This window comes from Variovorax fucosicus (genome assembly GCF_030316825.1).
In the GTDB taxonomy this organism is placed as follows: domain Bacteria; phylum Pseudomonadota; class Gammaproteobacteria; order Burkholderiales; family Burkholderiaceae_C; genus Variovorax; species Variovorax fucosicus.
Map to the genome: position 1 here is coordinate 427,724 of NZ_JASZYU010000003.1, position 18,719 is coordinate 446,442.

At 63.3% G+C, this 18,719-nt stretch carries 18 protein-coding genes; 7 read left to right on the top strand and 11 right to left on the bottom strand.

All coding sequences use genetic code 11. The features are described 5' to 3' along the window. The 3 genes from QTI05_RS19545 (at nucleotide 1) to QTI05_RS19555 (ending at nucleotide 3,837) form a co-directional block, all read left to right on the top strand. Entirely contained in the window at nucleotides 1-1,185 is a 1,185-nt protein-coding gene (locus QTI05_RS19545; RefSeq protein ID WP_286620385.1) for an acetyl-CoA C-acyltransferase, read from the top strand. A gap of 16 nt (nucleotides 1,186-1,201) precedes the next feature. Beyond that, on the top strand, nucleotides 1,202-2,980 hold the full coding sequence (locus tag QTI05_RS19550) for an acyl-CoA dehydrogenase C-terminal domain-containing protein (protein WP_286620387.1): 1,779 nt from the start codon (nucleotides 1,202-1,204) through the stop codon (nucleotides 2,978-2,980). Nucleotides 2,981-3,060: 80 nt separating this feature from the next. After that, nucleotides 3,061-3,837, top strand: coding sequence for an enoyl-CoA hydratase (locus tag QTI05_RS19555; RefSeq protein ID WP_286620389.1), 777 nt, complete (start codon nucleotides 3,061-3,063; stop codon nucleotides 3,835-3,837). 70 nt (nucleotides 3,838-3,907) lie between these two features. On the opposite strand, the gene QTI05_RS19560 is transcribed toward QTI05_RS19555, so the two are convergent. The 4 genes from QTI05_RS19560 to QTI05_RS19580 form a co-directional block, all read right to left on the bottom strand. Next, nucleotides 3,908-4,618, bottom strand: a complete 711-nt coding sequence (locus QTI05_RS19560; RefSeq protein ID WP_286620391.1) for a gamma-glutamylcyclotransferase — start codon at nucleotides 4,616-4,618, stop codon at nucleotides 3,908-3,910. Nucleotides 4,619-5,284: 666 nt separating this feature from the next. Beyond that, entirely contained in the window at nucleotides 5,285-5,695 is a 411-nt protein-coding gene (locus QTI05_RS19570; protein WP_286620392.1) for an Hsp20/alpha crystallin family protein, read from the bottom strand. Between the two features lie 19 nt (nucleotides 5,696-5,714). Beyond that, complete coding sequence (locus QTI05_RS19575) at nucleotides 5,715-6,152, bottom strand: Hsp20/alpha crystallin family protein (RefSeq protein ID WP_286620394.1); 438 nt, start codon at nucleotides 6,150-6,152, stop codon at nucleotides 5,715-5,717. Nucleotides 6,153-6,203: 51 nt separating this feature from the next. After that, nucleotides 6,204-6,542: a hypothetical protein gene (locus tag QTI05_RS19580; protein ID WP_286620396.1), complete on the bottom strand. Its 339-nt coding sequence runs from the start codon at nucleotides 6,540-6,542 to the stop codon at nucleotides 6,204-6,206. Between QTI05_RS19580 and QTI05_RS19585 the strand changes: the two genes are divergently transcribed. Next, on the top strand, nucleotides 6,519-6,929 hold the full coding sequence (locus QTI05_RS19585) for a hypothetical protein (protein WP_286620398.1): 411 nt from the start codon (nucleotides 6,519-6,521) through the stop codon (nucleotides 6,927-6,929). The two genes, QTI05_RS19580 and QTI05_RS19585, sit on opposite strands and share 24 nt — an antisense overlap. Before the next feature lies 1 nt (nucleotide 6,930). On the opposite strand, the gene QTI05_RS19590 is transcribed toward QTI05_RS19585, so the two are convergent. After that, the gene (locus tag QTI05_RS19590; protein WP_286620400.1) at nucleotides 6,931-9,285 is read right to left on the bottom strand and encodes a DUF6351 family protein; all 2,355 of its coding nucleotides are present in this window, start codon (nucleotides 9,283-9,285) and stop codon (nucleotides 6,931-6,933) included. Between the two features lie 194 nt (nucleotides 9,286-9,479). Between QTI05_RS19590 and QTI05_RS19595 the strand changes: the two genes are divergently transcribed. Continuing rightward, nucleotides 9,480-10,220, top strand: coding sequence for a Crp/Fnr family transcriptional regulator (locus tag QTI05_RS19595; RefSeq protein ID WP_286620401.1), 741 nt, complete (start codon nucleotides 9,480-9,482; stop codon nucleotides 10,218-10,220). Nucleotides 10,221-10,328: 108 nt separating this feature from the next. On the opposite strand, the gene QTI05_RS19600 is transcribed toward QTI05_RS19595, so the two are convergent. Genes QTI05_RS19600 through QTI05_RS19610 form a run of 3 tightly spaced genes read right to left on the bottom strand, consistent with a single transcriptional unit; the run spans nucleotide 10,329 to nucleotide 12,938 of the window. After that, the gene (locus tag QTI05_RS19600; RefSeq protein WP_286620402.1) at nucleotides 10,329-11,219 is read right to left on the bottom strand and encodes a fumarylacetoacetate hydrolase family protein; all 891 of its coding nucleotides are present in this window, start codon (nucleotides 11,217-11,219) and stop codon (nucleotides 10,329-10,331) included. A 52-nt stretch (nucleotides 11,220-11,271) separates the two neighbouring features. Beyond that, nucleotides 11,272-12,075 carry a hydratase gene (locus QTI05_RS19605; RefSeq protein ID WP_286620403.1) on the bottom strand — a complete coding sequence of 268 codons (804 nt, stop codon included), beginning with the start codon at nucleotides 12,073-12,075 and terminating at the stop codon, nucleotides 11,272-11,274. Nucleotides 12,076-12,128: 53 nt separating this feature from the next. Then, a complete protein-coding gene (locus tag QTI05_RS19610; protein ID WP_286620404.1) occupies nucleotides 12,129-12,938 on the bottom strand; it encodes an IclR family transcriptional regulator in 810 nt (269 codons plus the stop codon). 85 nt (nucleotides 12,939-13,023) lie between these two features. Here QTI05_RS19610 and QTI05_RS19615 point away from each other — a divergent pair, with 85 nt between their 5' ends. Both QTI05_RS19615 and QTI05_RS19620 read left to right on the top strand, forming a co-directional pair. After that, a complete protein-coding gene (locus QTI05_RS19615; protein ID WP_286620406.1) occupies nucleotides 13,024-14,196 on the top strand; it encodes a fumarylacetoacetate hydrolase family protein in 1,173 nt (390 codons plus the stop codon). A 27-nt stretch (nucleotides 14,197-14,223) separates the two neighbouring features. Further along, a complete protein-coding gene (locus QTI05_RS19620; protein WP_286620407.1) occupies nucleotides 14,224-15,774 on the top strand; it encodes a UxaA family hydrolase in 1,551 nt (516 codons plus the stop codon). A gap of 97 nt (nucleotides 15,775-15,871) precedes the next feature. Here QTI05_RS19620 and QTI05_RS19625 read toward each other — a convergent pair whose 3' ends face one another. From QTI05_RS19625 to QTI05_RS19635, 3 genes are all read right to left on the bottom strand, one after another. Next, nucleotides 15,872-16,933: an ABC transporter ATP-binding protein gene (locus QTI05_RS19625; protein ID WP_286544401.1), complete on the bottom strand. Its 1,062-nt coding sequence runs from the start codon at nucleotides 16,931-16,933 to the stop codon at nucleotides 15,872-15,874. 77 nt (nucleotides 16,934-17,010) lie between these two features. Beyond that, nucleotides 17,011-17,688 (bottom strand): hypothetical protein, encoded by a 678-nt coding sequence (locus QTI05_RS19630; protein ID WP_286620408.1) that lies wholly within the window; start codon nucleotides 17,686-17,688, stop codon nucleotides 17,011-17,013. A 92-nt stretch (nucleotides 17,689-17,780) separates the two neighbouring features. Then, on the bottom strand, nucleotides 17,781-18,602 hold the full coding sequence (locus tag QTI05_RS19635) for an IclR family transcriptional regulator (protein ID WP_286620409.1): 822 nt from the start codon (nucleotides 18,600-18,602) through the stop codon (nucleotides 17,781-17,783). Nucleotides 18,603-18,719 lie beyond the last annotated feature (117 nt).

Below are 18,719 nucleotides of genomic sequence, written 5' to 3' on the forward strand. Positions count from 1 at the left end.
ATGAGAGAAGCTGTCATCGTTTCCACCGCACGCACGGGCATCGGCCGCGCATTCCGCGGCGCATTGAACAACATCAAGTCGCCCACCCTGATGGGCCACGCGATTCACCACGCCGTCCAGCGGGCGGGCATCAATCCTGAAGAAGTCGAGGATGTGGTTGTCGGCAGCGCGATGGCCGCCGGCACCGCGGGCATGAACATCGGGCGTCTCGCGGCCCTCGCGGCGGGTCTGCCGCAGTCGGTTCCCGGACAGACGATGGATCGGCAATGCGCGTCCGGCCTGATGGCCATCGCAACGGCGGCCAAGCAGATCATCGTCGACGGCATGGATGTGACCGTGGGCGGGGGGCAGGAAAACATCTCGGCCGTCCAGAATCCGTTCGTCAAGTGGGTCGGGGAATCCGCCGATGCGAACCTCATTTCGCAAGTCCAGCACGCCTACATTCCGATGCTGCAGACAGCAGAGATCGTTTCGAAGAAGTACGGCATCTCGCGCGAAGCGCAGGACGCCTATTCGCTTGAGGCGCAACGCCGCACAGCGATGGCCCAGGACAAGCGACTGTTCGACGCCGAGATCGTGCCGATCACCGCGTCCATGGCTGTGGCTGACAAGGCCACGGGCGTCGTAACTTACCGGGATGTTCGGCTCGACCGTGACGAGGGCAACCGGCCGGACACGACACTGGAAGGACTCGCAAATCTGAAACCGGTGGTCGAGGGCGGCGTGATCACGGCGGGCAACTCCAGTCAGCTTTCTGACGGCGCATCGGCCTGCGTGCTGGTCGAGCGTGCCGTGGCCGAACGCCGCGGGCTGAAGCCCCTGGGGATTTATCGCGGCATCGCCGTCGCGGGGCTGGCGCCTGAGGAGATGGGCATCGGGCCGGTGTTCGCTGTGCCCAAACTGCTGAAGACCCATGGCCTGAAGGTGAGCGACATCGGCTTGTGGGAACTGAATGAAGCCTTCGCCTGCCAAGTGATCTACTCGCGTGATCGACTCGGCATCGATCCCGACCTCCTCAACGTGAATGGCGGGGGCATCACCATCGGCCATCCCTATGGCATGACGGGCTCCAGACTGGTGGGCCATGCACTCATTGAGGGCAAGCGGCGCGGCGCGCGCTACGTTGTCGTGACCATGTGCATCGGCGGCGGCATGGGTGCCGCAGGCTTGTTCGAAGTCGCTTGAAGCAAGAAGCAGCACGATGAACTACCAAAGCCCTTTGCGCGATTTCCAGTTTGTTCTGCACGAATTGCTGCAGGTCCCCTCCATGATGCAGTCGTGCGGCCAGTCGCATTTCGACGCCGACACGATCGACCAGGTACTCAGCGCCGCCGGCCAGTTCGCGTCCGAGGTGATCGCGCCCCTGAACGCGGCGGGTGACCAGCACGGGTGCATCATGGCCGCCCCGGGCGTGGTGCAGACACCGCCAGGATTCAAGCAAGCGTACGACGAGTACTCCAGGAACGGCTGGCATGGCCTGGCTTGCAGCGAGGAGTTCGGCGGCCAGGGCTTTCCGTCGGTGGTCGACAGCGCCGTCACGGAGATGCTCGGCGGCGCCAACATGGCGTGGTCGGCCTATACCGGCATGTCGCATGCCACATACGTCAACGTGGCTGCCAATGGCTCAGCCGAGCAGAAGGCGCTCTATCTGCCAAAGATCGCGTCCGGAGAGTGGGCTGGCACGATGTGTCTCACAGAGCCGAACGCTGGCACCGACCTGGGCTTGCTTCGAACCCGCGCCGTCCCGCAACCCGACGGGACCTACAGCATCAGCGGCACGAAAATCTTCATTTCCGGCGGCGAACAGGACCTGACCGAGAACGTCATGCACCTTGTGTTGGCGCGAATGCCCAATTCGCCACAAGGTGTCAAGGGCATCTCGCTCTTCATCGTGCCCAAGTTCATCCCCGACGCAAGCGGAGGCGTGGGTCCGCGCAATGCCGTGACCTGCGGCTCACTGGAACACAAGCTCGGCATTCACGGCAACTCGACTTGCACCATGAACTTTGACGGGGCGACCGGCTGGCTGCTCGGCGAGGCCGAAAGAGGATTGGCCGGCATGTTCGTGCAGATGAATTACATGCGCGTGCTGGTCGGAGTCACCGCCATCGGTGTCATGGAAGCCGCGTACCAGAAGGCTCTGGCTTACGCCAAGGAGCGCCTGCAGGGCCGTGTGGCGGGCGCGAAACCGTCTAACCAGGGCGCGGACCCGATTGCCGGCCATGCCGATGTGCGGCGTATGCTGCTGACGCAGAAGGCCAATGTGGAAGGCGCGCGCGCACTTGCCTTGTGGACTTCGCAGCTCAGCGATTTGCAGCGCCTCCATCCCGACGCCGCCAAACGAACTGAAGCTGGCGAGATGCTGGGCCTGCTGACTCCCGTCGTGAAGGCCTTGGCCAGCGATCTCGGGGTCGAGTCCACGTTGCTCGCGATGCAGGTGTTCGGTGGCCACGGCTACGTTCGCGAAAACGGAGTCGAGCAGCACCTGCGTGATGTGCGAATCATTGGACTTTATGAGGGCACCAACGGCGTCCAGGCCATGGACTTGCTCGGACGCAAGGTGCTGGGGGACCAGGGCCACCGCATGAACGCCTTTCTGGATATGGCGGGCGCCTTCGCCGACGCTTGCAGTCCGCGCAAAGCCATGCGCGAGTTCGCCGAGCCATTGGCCCAACTGGTTGCCGACGTCAGGCAGCTTACGGCCGAGCTCGTGAGCACCTCCGCCAACGACGCCCATGCAAGCGGAGCAGCGGCAGTGCCCTACCTGCGCCTGGTCGGGCACCTGGCCCTTGCATGGACCTGGGCACGCATGGCCGAAGTGTCGCTCAACAAGCCCGAATCGACGGACCCGATCTACGCTTCGAAGGTTGCGACCGCCCGTTTCTACTTCCAGCGCCTACTGCCGCAGGCTGCGGCACTTCGCGCGGAAATTCGGGCCGGATCGTCCGCACTCATGGAGCCCGCGCTCGACCTGTTGTAAGACCCGCGCCGCCACCAGCCCGCAAGGTTGGCGCTCGAGAAGTTGCTGCGCAACCGCTACCTTCCATAAGGAACATCCTCATGAACAACGGCATTCTCACGCGCGCGCAAGCGCGTGTTTACACGATCTCTTTCGACCGGCTCGAGCGAAAAAATTCGATCACCGGGCCGATGTACGCGGCCCTGGCCGAAGCGTTGAACACAGCCGCGACAGATCCCTCGATTCATGTTGCGGTGCTGCAAGGTCACGAAACCATATTTTCAGCCGGCAATGATCTGGGCGATTTCGCAAAGACTTCGCCAACGGACTCCGAGGCACCGGCTTTTCCATTCATGCGCGCCCTCGCCGCGTTCCCCAAGCCCCTGCTGGCTGCCGTGTGTGGACCTGCCGTGGGGATCGGCACTACCATGCTGCTTCACTGCGACCTCGTCTACGCTGGCGACAACGCCGCCTTCACGATGCCTTTCGTCAACCTGGGGCTGTGCCCAGAGGCTGCCTCGAGTCTCTTGTTGCCACAACTATTCGGCTACCACCGAGCCGCTGAAGCCTTGTTGTTCGGCGAGCCATTGAGCGCTGATGCCGCTTTGGACGCCGGGTTGGTCAACAAGGTTCTTCCCCCATCTCAAGTCAATGCCTATGCCCAAGGGCAAGCCGCCAAGCTGGCGGCGAAGCCCCTCAGCAGCCTGGTGGAAATCAAGCGGCTGATGAAAAGCCGACAGCAAGCTGCCGTGCTGCAGAGAATGGACGAGGAAGGCTCAACTTTCAGGCGCATGCTGGTGGAACCCGCCGCCAAGGAAGCATTCAGCGCCTTTCTGCAAAAGCGCAAACCTGACTTTTCGACCATCGTGCCGGCCTAGAAGAACAATGGCATGAATGTGGCGAGGCAGGTTTGCATTCGCTACGCGGGGGGTGCGATCATGGGGCGCTTCAGCCTGCTGCGAAGCGCAGGCGCTCCATCCCGGCGTCGCGTATGCCGAGCATCTCGAGCTTTTGAATCGTGGCGTCGAAGTACTCGCGGCAGGTGCCGAGGCTGCCCGCACCCGTGTTGATCATGCGGGCCATTTCGTGAAGAGAGAGCGTCTTCGTGTAGCGCGGATGCGCCCGGTTGACCGTAAAGGTAATGGCGCTCACCGGCCGGCCACCCACGTCGGCGGTCACCCATCGTGGTTGGTACACCTCGGTCAGCATCTCCCTTCGCCAGAGCACCCGCAACTCGTCACGCACCTTGCGCGGACCGATTTGCAGCAGCACCCCCTGGCATGCACCACCTCGGTCAAGGGCGAGCATTAGTCCGGGACACTCTTGCGACCCACGCCCGATGATCGAGCGCAAGCAGAACGAGCGGTGCCAGCCGTGGACTTTTGCCGGAAGTGCACCGGTGTGCTCTATCGCCGGATTCCACATCAGCGATCCATACCCGAACACATGAACGGCTGTATCGCCATCGTGCCGCGAGAGGACGCTTTCCATCGACTCTTCCAGTTCCTCTGCCGTACGCAACCGCACTCCCGCCGGGAGCTGCGCATAGACCTGGGCCATGAAGGCGTCGTCGAGGAGCTCTTCGCGGGTGACTCGCGCGGGCTCGATCACCGCATTCGACGCAGGTCGGTCATCCTCGCGCGGACTGAGATAGCGCATGAGCTGTCCTCGGGAATCTTGTTCGCAGGACTTAAACGGTAGCATACATATCGTTTAGTAAACGCCAGCCCCCGCAACTACTCAGCAACCGATCGCGACTGTGGCTCGCTCCCAAACCAACGCCCAGAGGCGACAGACCAGAGAATGAGCAGACCGTAGACGGTCATTGCAGCCGCACCTATCGCAAAAAATGACGTCAGAGACCCCGTCACGACAAGCACCGCCCATCCCAATCCGGCGTACAAGGACAAACGCATCGCGCCCGCCAACAGGCCATTTCAAACGCCCTGAGCCCACAATCTCGGCGGCCGCGAAAGCGATGGCGCCACCGACAAACGCGATGTTCCGCGCGCGCTCGGGCTGGCCGGCTCCGAGATTGGCCCCCCACCAGAGCGACCATGGGCGCCCCCAGACCGAAGGCGATCGGCATCATCAGGTACTCCAGCCGCGCGGCGGTGGAATGCCACCCGCCAGGACCCAACGAACCCCACCCGACCCTTGGCGGCACCTCGGCTCCTATTCTTTCGCCCGCCTGCTCGATTCGCGCCAGAGGCACGTTGGAGCCGGGCCTGATAGCAGCCCGCTGCCGCGTCGTCAGGTAGCGCCGCTCGCAGGCGCTGGTCGAGAGCGTGCTGCCATGGCTGGTGCCCGCCCTCGACGCGCCGCCTAGGCAACCTTGACGTCGATCCTCCGTGGCTTGGCATGCTCGGCTTTGGGAATCCGCAGCTTCAGCACGCCTTGCGCGAGCTCGGCTGAAACCTTCTCCGTGTCCAACTCCTTACTGAGGGTGAACACGCGACGGAAGCGCCCGAGTCCCACCTCGGTGTGGCTGGTCTTCAGGCCGTCGGGCACCGTCAGGTTCGACTCGGCTTCGATGGTCAGGGTTTCTGCCTCGACATGAAGGTTCAGGTTCTCGCGCGAGACCCCTGGCAGATCCGCGTAGAGGGTGATGCCGCCCTCGTCCTCGACCACGTCGACAGGCGGCGTCAGTGCCGCGTTGCCATAACGTGGCGTCTGTTGCTTCGCGTCGGTGCTTTCGGGCGCACCGGCCGAACGGGTTTGGATGTCGTTGCTCATGGTGTTCATCTCCTTGACCTCATTGGATGGAAATGCGGCGCGGGTGGGCCGATGCGCGGCGGCGGACGGTGATGCGCAGCACGCCGTCGCGCAGCTTGGCGTCGACCGCTTCAGGGTCGGCATCGTCGGGCAGCGTAAGCATTCGCCGGAACGGCCCATCGAAGCGCTCGTTGATGTGCACGGCGGCCTTGGTATCCGGTTGCGGCAGCACGCTCCTGCGCTCGCCGGCGATGGTCATGAGGCCGCGCTCGAGGTTGACCTCCAGAGTGGCCGGATCGACGCCGGGCGCAAACGCATAGATCTCCACCGCCTGCGCTGTCGCGCCGACATTCAGGGCGGGAAAGCCATTGCTGCCAACGCCGCGGATGGTGGGCGCCAGATCGAACGCCTGCTGCATATCCCGCTGCAGGCGATCCATCTCTGCAAGCATGTCGCGTGGGAAGAAAGATCGGTACATGACTGAATCTCCAAATCTGAAATGAAGGAAACAAGGGATGGGCCGAGGCCCTCACTGAAGCAGGCTGCACGCGCTGGACGGAGGCGGAGGGCCGCTCGCGGCATTCGAGCGGCGCCTTGCGGTGATCCGGGACGAGTGGTTTCGCCAGCGCGGAGGGCGCGATTCCGGATAGTTGAATTTCGCCAGCTCCTCGCGTCCTTTCTGGGTGACGGCGAGCACCTGCGCGGCCGAGGGTGGGCCGGACAGCGACAACGGTTTCGAGGGCGAGGGCACTAGGGCGATCACGAGCCCGGCGGCCCGCAACACCCTGACCTGATCGATGTCCCCCGAGCGATAGAACGTGACAGGTAGGCGAGAGCCGGCAATTTGCTTGAGCAAGTTCATGGTCATTTCAGTACCTCCTTTTCGGTCGACCAATTTCCGACGGAAGAGAAGATAGGAGTCTCGCTGCCCGATTTCAAGAGGGAAAGTTTTGACAGCCACCATCGCTCCACAGGCCTGCGGCGCGCACGAAAAAAAGCCCGGCCACAAGGCCGGGCGGAGGTTTACAGCAAGCCTGCGGGTAGACCGCAGGAGCCGGAAATTTACGATAACGCCTTGGCTGCTGAATGTCAGACAAATCCCATTTTTGCGAGCACGCTTAAGGGCCTCGGGCGTGGCAGGCCCGTGGCGGTCGAAACAAGCTGGCGAGGTCAGGATGGTTGCGGAAGGGATCGCAAGAACGACGAACTCGCCGACTTCGTCGGCGAGTTCCCGGACGGCTTCAGGCCCCTTTGAGTCAGAAGGCCACCGAACTCGGCTCGGGACCGATCGGCACGCCAGCCGATCCAGCGTTGAAGTTGGTGAACTGCCATTCAGAGGTCTGGCCGACGCCCGGCTTTGACCAGTCGCAAACGCCGAGCGGCAGGACAGCTGCCAGCCTGGCCTGCTGCGCCGGTGCAAACACGGTGGCGCCGTAGTCAGGGCCGGTAAAGGTCAGGGGCTTGAGCTGGCACTGATAGATGTCCTCGGACACGGGGCCTCCTGCCACCTGGCGCGGCGAAAGCGTGGGCCTCAATGGGCAAGCCGGATCATTCAATGCAAGTTCTGCCGCGAGCTCCGCATCGGTGCTGCCCAGTGTTGCGAAGCAGCCATCCTTGACATCAGCAGGCTTGTTGGCAAGAACCTTTGTCTCGAGGGGCGCGGGGCTCTTGTCCGCCTCGATAGAGGCGAGCCAGCGATCCATCATCCCGAACGATTGAGCCGCAAGTGCCGCCCCGCCGAAACCGCTGCTGCCACGAAGGATGTGGTTGCCATGCCCGCCATTTGCCTGATCCAGACGCGCCCGTGCCTGGTAGCTGCGCCACGTCATGTGGATGTCCGCTCCTAGTTCAGGACGAAGGTCGATGATTGGAACCTTGGCGAGATTTCTTGCATTGCTGTGCAGGCCGCTCCGATAGATCTGCGGAAAGACATCAGGCAGTGACCTGAAACGAGCGGCGGGAACTGTCGGCGCGGTGACCACGCCCCCGGTCCATGCCATGTCGGCGGTGAAGGCGCCAACGCCTTCATTCAATTGAACGAACTCTTCCGCGGTGATGGCGCCGTCTCGAAGCGCTTTGAGCCCGTACTGAACACCGGTATTGTCGTAGGGCATTTTCGGCTTGATGCTGCCGTCAATGTCCGTCACGGTGCCAAAGATCGCGATCATCATGTCGTGAATCGAGCAGCGAACACCGTTGGGGCGCGTCCCCGGCATATAGACCAGCGATGCCGGAAAGCCGGCCCCGCAGTTCGCTGGAAGCGTCGGGTTCTGCGGGCTGATGAACGCGTTGTTCCAGGTCTTGCAATAAGTCGAAGGGTGTCCATTGATGGTGGCACGTGCCGCATCGGCCAGAGCGCTGCCGCTCGTAGTCTGGTAATAGCGTTCCAGCAGTCCGCAGTCTCTGGTCTCGATCCAGGTAGACACAGCGTCCGGATAGCTCACTCCTGTTTGAATGCCTTGGAGCAGCCCGGGCATCACGGAGGCGATGACCGTCTGCATCATCGATCCGCCGGAGCCGCCATCAGACATCGTGTACCGGATCTCGCCATAGGTGTCGATGATGTGCTCCTTCACCATCATCATGTTCTCTGCCGCCAGCAGTTCGTTGTTGTTGTCGTTGTGATTCGTAAGCTGGGCACTGGCGACCATGAAACCCGCTGCGAGTGCATTTTCATCCCATACCAATCCGCCGAACGGGCTCAGCGCTGCGTCCTGCTGGAATCGATTGCCGGATGCCGATGCCCCGAACTTCCAGAAAAGCTTGCCGTTCCAGCCCGCCTGCGGAGCCCAGGGTGCCCAGGGTTGTGCGGGATCGAAATACGCAAGCACGGCGTAGGTGCCGCGGCCGACAGTTCCCTTTTCGAGTCGAAGAAGCCGCTTCGCGACAACGCCGCGGTCATTCGTGAAGTCGGCGATCTCCGCGTTGGAAGGCCGTGCGGCCGGCTGGTATTCGACGAAGCAGGGATTGGGCCCCGAAATCGTCAGCGTGCAGCCGGAGCCCTGCTTCGCCATGGGTACGTAGTAGTAGATGAACTTGGCCGGCGCGTTGCATTGGTCATCTGTAGGGTCGGAATCGAGGCCGTTGACTCGCGTGGGCACGCTGTCAGAGAGACCTGTGCCTTCGACGGTAAGCATCACTGCCTTGCCATCCTTCGTGCCGCAGATCCACGGCTTGACCTGCGGGCCGGCGAATATCGGCCCGCCACGGGGATGGTTGGTGAGCGAAAGCCTGGCGCCCTTGCCGTTTGCACCCGTGGCGGTCACGGTGTTGCTGCCGTCTTTCAGCCCGGTCAGCACCCCAAGCATTCTGCCGTTCGAACGGATGGCGAACCTCGATGTCACGTCCGCGCCGTTGAGCTCGACCTTGATGCCGGCGGCACTCGAACCCGAGGGCAAGACCACCTCAACGTAGGCGTCGCCGTCGCTGACGAGGTCGGCACGATTGGAAAGTGTCTTGACGGCAGAGGGAATGGCGGTCGATGACGCCGGCGGGTTCGGCGGCGGAAAGAAGCCACCCGAGCCTCCCCCGCCGCCCCCGCCGCAACCGCCTAGCAGCGCGGCTGCCGCGGCAAGCATTGTTGTCCATCCAGCAAGTAAGTTGCGATTCATCAGCGTCTCCATATAGGTTGGCAACGCTCAGACGCGTCGCTACCAGCATTGAAGTGATCTACACATCTGCCGTCTGTTGTCACGCTGACAGTTCGAGGGTAAGTCCTATGTGTTAGATGCGGCCAAATCGCCGGAGCTTCCCGCAGGAGCGCATCGGGCGAGGCAGAATGGTTCCGCTTGCTGGGAGTCCGAACATGTCTGCCGATGCCGAGCTTTCGATCTTTTTGCGTGACGCCAGATGGGCGCAGGGACTCAGGCCTCAAGAGTTGCTGCTCGTGCAGCGAAGCCTCGTTGACCGATGCTTCAACGCGGGCGCGATCGTGACGACGAAGGGGGCGCCTGCCGATCATTGGATCGGCGTGGTAAGCGGCATGGTGAAGGTCGACACCATGGAGGTCAATGGCCGCACCACCACATTCATCGGGGTATCGAAGAGCGGCTGGCTGGGCGAAGGATCTGTGCTGAAAGGCGAACCCCGTCCGTACGAGATCGTGGCTCTTCAGGAGAGCCGGATTGCCTTCATGCCTCGCTCGACCTTCCTATGGCTGTACGAGAACAGTCTCTCCTTCAACCATTTCCTGATCGAGCAGCTCAATGCGCGGCTGGGGCAGTTCATTTCCTTGGTTGAAAAAACACGGATGGCGGAGACGCCGGCGCAAGTCGCATTCGGTTTGGCGAGTCTGCTCAACCCGCTTCTCAACCCGGCCGCCGACTGCAAGGTGCGAATCTCCCAGGAAGAACTCGGAAAGCTGTGCGGCTTGTCTCGTCAGATCGTAAGCGGCGCATTGAGGCGCCTGCAACTCGCCGGGGTCGTTTCCCTCGAGTATGGCGGGGTGAGAGTACTTGACGTTCCAGCACTCAATCAGTTTGCTGGCATTGTCCCCCCGGCGTCAGAGGCGGGCGCGAGATCGAACTTGAGCACCCTCGACAGTTGATTGGCGTGTTCAAGAAGGTTCAATGGCTTTGCTCATATGAACCAGCAGACGACGATATCGCTTCACGTCGTCCGCGTCATTGGGTGGCAGCTGCCTTTTGCTGTCCCCTCAAAGCGCTGGCAGTTGGCCGGCGCGCCAGGCGGCGCCCATGGCGTCGCTGTAGGCAATGGTTTGCTGGCGCTGCGTACCGAGCAGGTCACTGCCCAAGGTCATCACATCACCGTCCTTCAGGAACACAGGCGGTTTCTGGCCGAGACCGACACCCGGCGGCGTACCGGTCGGGATCACGTCGCCGGGCCGAAGCGCCATAAAGCGGCTGAGATAAGACACGATGGTTGCAACGCCGAAAATCTGCGTGCGGGTGTTGCCGGTCTGCCGGCGAGTTCCGTTCACGTCGAGCCAGAGGTCGATATTCTGCGGGTCCGGCACTTCGTCAGCCGTCAGCAACCAGGGTCCTATAGGCGCATAGCCAAGGTAGCTTTTGCCTTTGGTCCACTGGCCTTCCATTTCGATTTGCCAGGCACGCTCTGACACATCGTTGCAAAGGCAGTAGCCGGCCACATATTGCAACGCTTCTGCTTCGCTGACATGCCAGGCCGGACGACCGATCACGATAGCGAGTTCGACCTCCCAGTCAAGCTTGCCGGAGCCGGGCGCGATGACGACCGGGTCGTTGGGGCCAGCCAGCGCGCTGGTGTGCTTGTTGAAGACAATCGGTTGTGTGGGAATCGGCGTGTTGGTCTCTGCCGCATGGTCGGAATAGTTGAGGCCGATGCAAACCACATTCGGAACCTGGCCCACGCAGGGGCCGAGCCGTGTATCGGCGGGCACGGCAGGCAAGCTCGACGTATCGAGCGCGCGCAGCCTGGCAAGGCTCTCGGGCGAAAGTGTTGGCCCGTGAATGTCGCTCACAACGGAAGACAAATCGCGCAAGATGTCTTGTGCATCAATGAGGCCGGGTTTTTCAGAGCCACGGGGGCCGAATCGAACGAGACGCATGGGGAATCCTTTTGGCTTTTAAGACTATGTATTCAGGTTTGAGGCCGCGTTGTCAAAGCTGCTCGAGCGTCAGCGCAAGCTCGCCGAAGTCGCCATAGCGAAGCACGGCGGGACGCTTGAACGGCAGGTCAATCGCCCCCGCAAATGAGCCGGTGATGACTGCCTGCCCGGCCTCTAGACCCGTGCCCTGGCTGCGCAGAAACTCGGCAAGCCAGTAAAGAGGCAAGCGCGGGTCGCCGTTGGGGTGGCTGGCTGCAAATGTGATGTCGTCATGGCCCTGTACCGAAAGTGCAATCTCGAAGGGACCCGGAAATGGCTCCTGCGCAAAGTCCACGGCGACAGTTGGCCCCAGCATCACGCTTTGGTGCCACAGGCTGTCGGCCATCAGTTCAGGGCCGCTGGCGTCTGCAGTATCGTCATAGCGACAGCCAAGCACCTCGACCGCCAGCCGCACGCTGCCGATGGCGGCGTTGACATCGGCGCGGGTGTAGGGGGTGGCCCGTGGCGGCAGGCTTTGCTTGAGCTCGAATGCCAGTTCGGGTTCGATGCGTGCTGCGCCTGTCGGTCCGGCAGGTGCGGCAGCCATGCCGCCCGATGGCCTTGCATCATGCAGCGCGGCGACGACCCAGCGATCGCCCGGGGGCAACCCGCATTTCCAGCCGATGGCGGGGCTGCCGCGCAGTTCGCTGATTCGCCGCTGGATGCGCCAACCGTCTTCCGGTGTGGCAGGGCGCAAGCCGGCTTCCAGCCTTGCACCGAAGCGACCCGACGACTGAAGTGCGTGCAGGTAGCGTGCTGCGGCCTCGATCGCGCTCGGCTCCATGTTTTTGACGCCCTCGATCTGGATGCCGTTCATTTGTCTGTTTCCTTGTGTCGATCGAAATGACCTGTCTGGCCCGTCTATGAATCTCATGCTGCACTTGCCGCCGGGCTGTCATCCCTGGGCCAGACCAAGCCCAGCGTGCCGCTGGCCTGTTGCAGCAAGGCGTGAAACTCCGCGTCGCGCTCGGTGCCCATGCGCAGCAGCGGGCCGGCGATGCTGATCGTTCCCAGCACGCGCTGGCTTTCGGGCTCGCGCACAGCTGCCGCAATCGCTTTCACGCCGGGCTCTGCCTCTTCAACTGCCAGCCCGTAGCCGCGGGCGCGGGTCGCGTCCAGTTCACGCAGCAGTTCATCAATGGTTTGCATCGCACGCGGACCGGCGAGTTTGCCGGGAGCGGCCGGCTGGCCCAAGCCGTTTTGCAATGCCAGCCGGGTCGCCGCTTCGTTGCTCATGGTGGCCAGCCACGCCTTGCCGTTGGCAGTGGTGTGCAGCACTGGCCGGCCATTGAGTGCCGGCTGGTACATCAGGCCGGGCGGCGCGCCTTGAGCTGATGCGAACCAGTGCAGCGCGTCGCCCTGCACAACGGTCAGGCGCACCAGCTCACCGCAGCGCCTGGCCGCCTCATCGAGCACGGGCTGCACGATGCCAGGCAAGCCAGTGCCGCGCAGATATTGCTGGCCCAGCAAGGCGAGTTTCAGCGTCAGGCGATAGCGGTCGGTTTCGGCATCCTGCTCTATCCAGCCGAGCGTGGCCATTTCCGTCAGCAGCCGATGCGCCGGGCCTTTTTGCAGGTCCAGTGCAGTCGCGATGTCAGACAGGCGTCGCCATTGACCTTCTACCGCCAGCAGCTCGATGACCTCAAGACATCTCTCCAATAAACCCTTGACAAGCCGCATTTGAAGAAACAGAATTCTTGTTGGAACAGAGTTACTTTAACGACACGCAAGACAAGTGTCAATCCTTTCGCAAGAGACAGTTTCCATGTCCCTCGATCTTTCCTGCACCTTGCCGGACGACGCCGCCGATGCGCTGCTGATTGGCAGACTCTGGCAGCCCGGCATCGGTCCGACGGTAGTGGCCTGTCATGGCGGCATGCTGCTCGATTTGTCGGGACTGGGCGCCACCGCCAGTCAATTGCTGGAACTGCCCCATGTGGCGAGCGCCGTGCGCGCCGCCTTGCCGACGGCAACCCCGCTGGCGCCGCTCGCCACGGTGCTGGCCAACTCCGACGAGGCACTGCGGGACGAATCGCATCCGTGGCTGCTGGCCCCGTGCGACCTGCAAGTCGTCAAGGCCAGCGGCGTGACCTTTGTCGCCAGCCTGCTGGAACGCGTGATCGAAGAGCAGGCGCGCGGCGATGCTTCGCGTGCTCAGGCGATCCGCACGGCGCTGTCAGGCATCCTGGACGACAACCTGGCCGGCATCGTGCCCGGCTCCAACGAGGCTGCGCGTGTCAAACAGGTCCTGATCGAGCAGGGTGTCTGGTCGCAATACCTCGAAGTTGGCATTGGCCCGGATGCCGAAATCTTCACCAAGGCACCGGTGCTGTCGGCAGTGGGCACTGGCGCGCAGGTCGGCATCCATGCGGAGTCGAAGTGGAACAACCCCGAGCCCGAGGTGGTGCTTGCAATCAACAGCAGCGGCGCGGCCGTCGGCGCGGCGCTGGGCAACGATGTGAACCTGCGCGATTTTGAAGGGCGCAGCGCGCTGCTGCTCGGCAAGGCCAAGGACAACAACGCGTCGTGCGCGATCGGCCCCTTCATCCGGCTGTTCGATGCGGGGTTCACGATCGACGATGTGCGCCGCGCCGACCTCGCGATGCGGGTCGACGGCCCCGAAGGCTTCACCATGCACGGCGCAAGTTCGCTGGCCAAGATCAGCCGCGATCCGCTCGACATCGTGGCCCAGGTGATCGGCCCGAACCACCAGTACCCCGACGGCTTCATGCTGTTTCTGGGCACGATGTTTGCGCCGACGCAAGACCGCCACGGCCCCGGTCTTGGCTTTACCCATGAAGTAGGCGATGTGGTGCGCGTGGCCACGCCCCGGCTCGGCATGCTGGTCAACCGCGTCAACCACTGCAGCAGCATCGCGCCCTGGACCTTCGGCATCACCGCGCTGATGGGCAATCTGGCGCAGCGCGGGCTGCTCTGATCAACACCAAGGCGAGACCACAGTTCCATGAATCAATCGACCGTTGCATCCAAAGCCGTGAATGACGTGGCGCCGCTGATCAGGCTGGCTGCGCAAGACGACGTCGGTATTGCCAGGCGCGACCTGGCTGCTGGCGAATCGCTCGCCCCCCTTGGGCCGGTATGTGCCGGTCCCGTTCCCGCCGGCCACAAGGTGGCCCTTCATGACATCGCAAAAGGTGCGGTTGTGCGCCGCTATGGCCAGGTCATTGGCATGGCGACGCAGGCCATCAGCGCCGGTGCTCATGTCCATGTGCACAACCTCGGCATGGGTGAGTTCACGCGCAGCTCCAGTGTGGGCGAGGCCTATCGGCCAACAAGTTTCATCAATCCCGCCGCAACCTTCATGGGCATAGTCCGTGCCGACGGCCGCATCGCAACGCGCAACTACATCGGAATTCTGTCAACGGTCAATTGCTCTGCCAATGTGTCGCACGCGATTGCCGAGCGCTTCAAGGGTGCGGCTCTCGCCGCCTATCCGAATGTCGATGGCGTTGTACCGCTCACACACGGCAGCGGCTGTGCGATGGACCCCGACGGCGAAGGGCTGGCTTTGCTGCGCCGCACGCTGGCAGGCTATGCACGGCATGCCAACTTTGCTGGCGTGCTGATCGTTGGACTGGGCTGCGAGTCCAACCAGCTTGATGCCTTGAAAGTGGCCGGTGAACTTTCTGAAGGCCCGATGCTGCGCACCCTGGGCATTCAGTCCAGCGGGGGCACGCGCGCGGCGATCGATGCCGGAGTGGCGGCCATCGAGTCGATGTTGCCTGAGGCGAACACAGTACAGCGACAGCCGGTGGCTGCCAAACATCTCGTTGTCGGCCTGCAATGCGGCGGCTCTGACGGCTATTCGGGCATCTCGGCCAATCCGGTGCTGGGCGCTGCGGTGGATTTGCTGGTGCGTCATGGCGGAACCGCGATCCTGTCGGAAACGCCAGAGATCTATGGTGCGGAACATCTGCTGACGGCCCGCGCCGCCTTGCCGGCAGTGGCCGAGAAGCTTGAAGAGCGCCTGCGCTGGTGGGAGGACTACACCTCGCGCAACCACGGCGAGATGAATAACAACCCATCGCCGGGCAACAAGGCGGGCGGCTTGACGACCATTCTTGAAAAGTCTCTCGGTGCGGTGGCCAAGGGCGGCAGCAGCGGCTTGATGGCGGTTGTCGAATATGCCAAGCCTGTTCAAGCGCATGGGCTGGTGTTCATGGACACGCCCGGTTATGACCCGGTCTCTGCAACCGGCCAGGTTGCCGGCGGCGCCACCCTGCTCTGCTTTACCACCGGACGAGGCTCGGTCTATGGCTGCAAGCCTTCGCCTTCACTGAAGATCGCCACCCATTCAGGCCTTTACCGGCGCATGAATGAAGACATGGATTTCAACGCCGGCGAGGTGCTCGATGGTACGGCCAGCATTGAGGATGCCGGTGCGCAGCTGTTCGCGCTGATGCTGGAGACGGCCTCCGGTGGCAAGACCAAGAGCGAAGCACTCGGCATAGGCACCGATGAATTCGTGCCGTGGCAACTTGGTGCGGTGATGTAGTCTTTGACTTGGCCGCGAACGCCGGCCATCCGAAGTTTCTCGCTGCCGCGAGCACTGAATCGGACGAGCCGCATTCCTCTTGTGATCCTTGCAGGGATCAGTGCAACGTCTCGAGCCGTTCGCCCGAGTCCGCGCGGAAAAGATGAACATGCGCGCTGTCCGCACCCAGGCGCACCTGGTCGCCGGGGCGCACACTGACCCGTTCGCGCAGCACGCAGGTGAGCTTGGTGCCGCCCGCATCGACGATGAGATGCGTCTCCGAGCCGGTGGACTCCACCACCAGCACCTGCGCCTCCACGCCCTCGGCGTCCAGCCGCAGGTGCTCGGGCCGCACGCCCAGCGTGAGGGCCTGCCCGCTTGTGGCCGGCACGCCGGGCACGGTCCAGTGGTTGCCCGCGTTGTCCACAACGCCCTTGCCGTTCACCTTGACGGGCAGCAGGTTCATCGACGGCGAGCCGATGAAGGCCGCGACGAAGACGTTTCGCGGCCGGTCGAACAAGTCGAGCGGCGTGCCCACCTGTTCCACGATGCCATCGTGCATGGCCACGATCTTGTCTGCCATCGTCATGGCCTCGATCTGGTCGTGCGTGACGTAGACGGTGGTGGCCTTCAGGCGCTGGTGCAGCTCGCGAATCTCAGCGCGCATTGCCACGCGCAGCTTGGCGTCCAGGTTGGACAGCGGCTCGTCGAACAGGAAGACCTGCGGGTCGCGCACGATGGCTCGGCCCATTGCGACGCGCTGGCGCTGGCCGCCGGAGAGCTGCTTGGGCAGCCGCGTGAGCAGTGGCTCCAGCCCCAGGATCTTGGCGGCCCGGGCCACGCGCTCTTCGGTCTCCTGCTGCGGCGCATGGCGCAGCTTCAGCGAGAACGCGAGGTTGTCCGCCACCGTCAGATGCGGGTACAGCGCATAGTTCTGAAACACCATGGCGATGTCGCGATCCTTGGGCAGCAGGCCGTTCACGCGGCGCCCGCCGATGCGGATCTCGCCGCCGTCGATGCCTTCCAGGCCCGCGACCATGCGCAATAGCGTGGACTTGCCGCAGCCCGACGGGCCGACCAGCACGACGAATTCACCGTCGCGGATGTCGATGCTCACGCCGCGGATGATCTGCGTGCTGCCGAAGGACTTGGCTACGTCCTGGATCTCAACTGTTGCCATCTTGGTGTCTCCTCAATTCAAAAAAAAGTGAAGCTGTTGTCGCGCTAAGCCGGCCGCGTGCTGCTGCGCGCACTCCCTCATCCCGCTTGCCAGGCGGTTTTTAGCCGCGTGTATTCATGCAGATAGCGGCCCACGGCAGCGTCACGTAGTTCGGTGGACTGCTGCAATAGCGCAAGGGCTGCGTCAAACGCGCCGGGATCACATGCTTCCAGCAACAGCACCCAGCGAGCCGGGGCCTGCAGGTCCTTGCGGTCCTTGCTTTCGGCAGTGCGCTGGCCCGACATGCCGGGATCCGAGCCCAGCAGGTGCGCACCGCTGATGCGCGGCAGCCGTGCAGCGGCTTCCAGCGCCGAGGTGAGACGCGGCACCACGTCGCGCACCGTGTCTTCCGCGATGTCGAAGCGCACGGTCAGCATCGCGCCACCCGAGCCAACGCCGTGGCTGGCCACCACGCGCGTGAGTGATCGCGTGGTCGTCTGGAAATGTGCGGTGGTCGCACGCGTCCACTCCGTGGGCTCGTTCAAGCGCGACAGATAGTCGCTGCCCTGGATGACCTGGAAGCTCGCGGTTTCATACAGGGTGAAGAACTCCGGCTGGGTCGCTGCATCGGCAGCGCGATAGCGGCGCCCCCGCACAAATCCGGGAATGCCCACGCGCTCGGGCATGTGCTCGTGCAGATGCCACGCGTAAAACTCTGCGCGGCCGGCCTCGGCGATGTCGTTCCAGATAGCCACTGCACCTTCACCTGCCAGCATGGTTTTGCTCCTTGAATGTGAGGGGCACGACGCCTGGAGCGACGGCCGCGCAGGGCAGCTCGGCTCCGGCGAGCTGCCGATGGGGAAGTCCTTTATCCATTGGAGACTTTCAGCGGCGTAATCCCCATCATGGCCTCCATCACCTTGCGGCTAGGCCACAGGTCGGCGATCTCCGCCGCGGTGGCTTGCACGTCGGGCGCGATGGCGGCGATGCGCTCCGGCGGGAGTCGCGCCACGGGACCGGCCACGCTGACGGTGCCGATGGCGCGGCGGCTTTGCGGATCCACGATGGCGCACCCCACCGCGCACGTGCCCGGCTCCCCTTCCTCGATGGACGTGCCATAGCCGCGCTCGCGCGTCAGCGCAAGTTCGGCAAGCAGGCTGGCCTCGTCACGCACGACTGGCCGGCCGAACCGGGAAGGCACGACGAAGCCGCGCGCTTTCACCAGGGCCACGGCGTGTGCGTCGTCCAGGGTTGAGAGCCAGGCCTTGCCGGTCGACGTGGCGTGCAGTACCACGGGCTGGCCCATATCGGGGTCGTAACGCAGGCCGGAGAGCGCACCCTGAGCCTTGGCAATCCAGATCAGCGCATCGTCTTCCACCAACGCCAGGCGCACCAGTTCGCCGGTACGCGCGGCCAGACGGTCCAGGGAGGGCTGGCAAATCTCCGTGATGCCGGAGGCCGCGAGGAAGCGAAAGCCGATGGCGGCCAGCTTCACTGTCATGCGGTAGCGCTGGCTGTACTCGTCCTGCACCGCCAGCCCACGCCCCACCAGGATGGAAAGCAGGCGGTGCACGGCGCTCTTGGGCAGTTCCAGTCGCCGCGCGACCTCGCTGATCGGCAGCCCTTGGGGGTAGTCGGCCAGCAGCGTGAGGATGTCCAACACGCGCTCGATCATGTCGCCAGTGGCCACCAAAATCTCCATCTATTTAGAACAGAGTTCCAATGTAGCACCGCAACCTGACCCGGTACCGAGGGATATCCCGCATGACGAGGCACATTCAAGTAACTACATTGGAACACTGTTCTA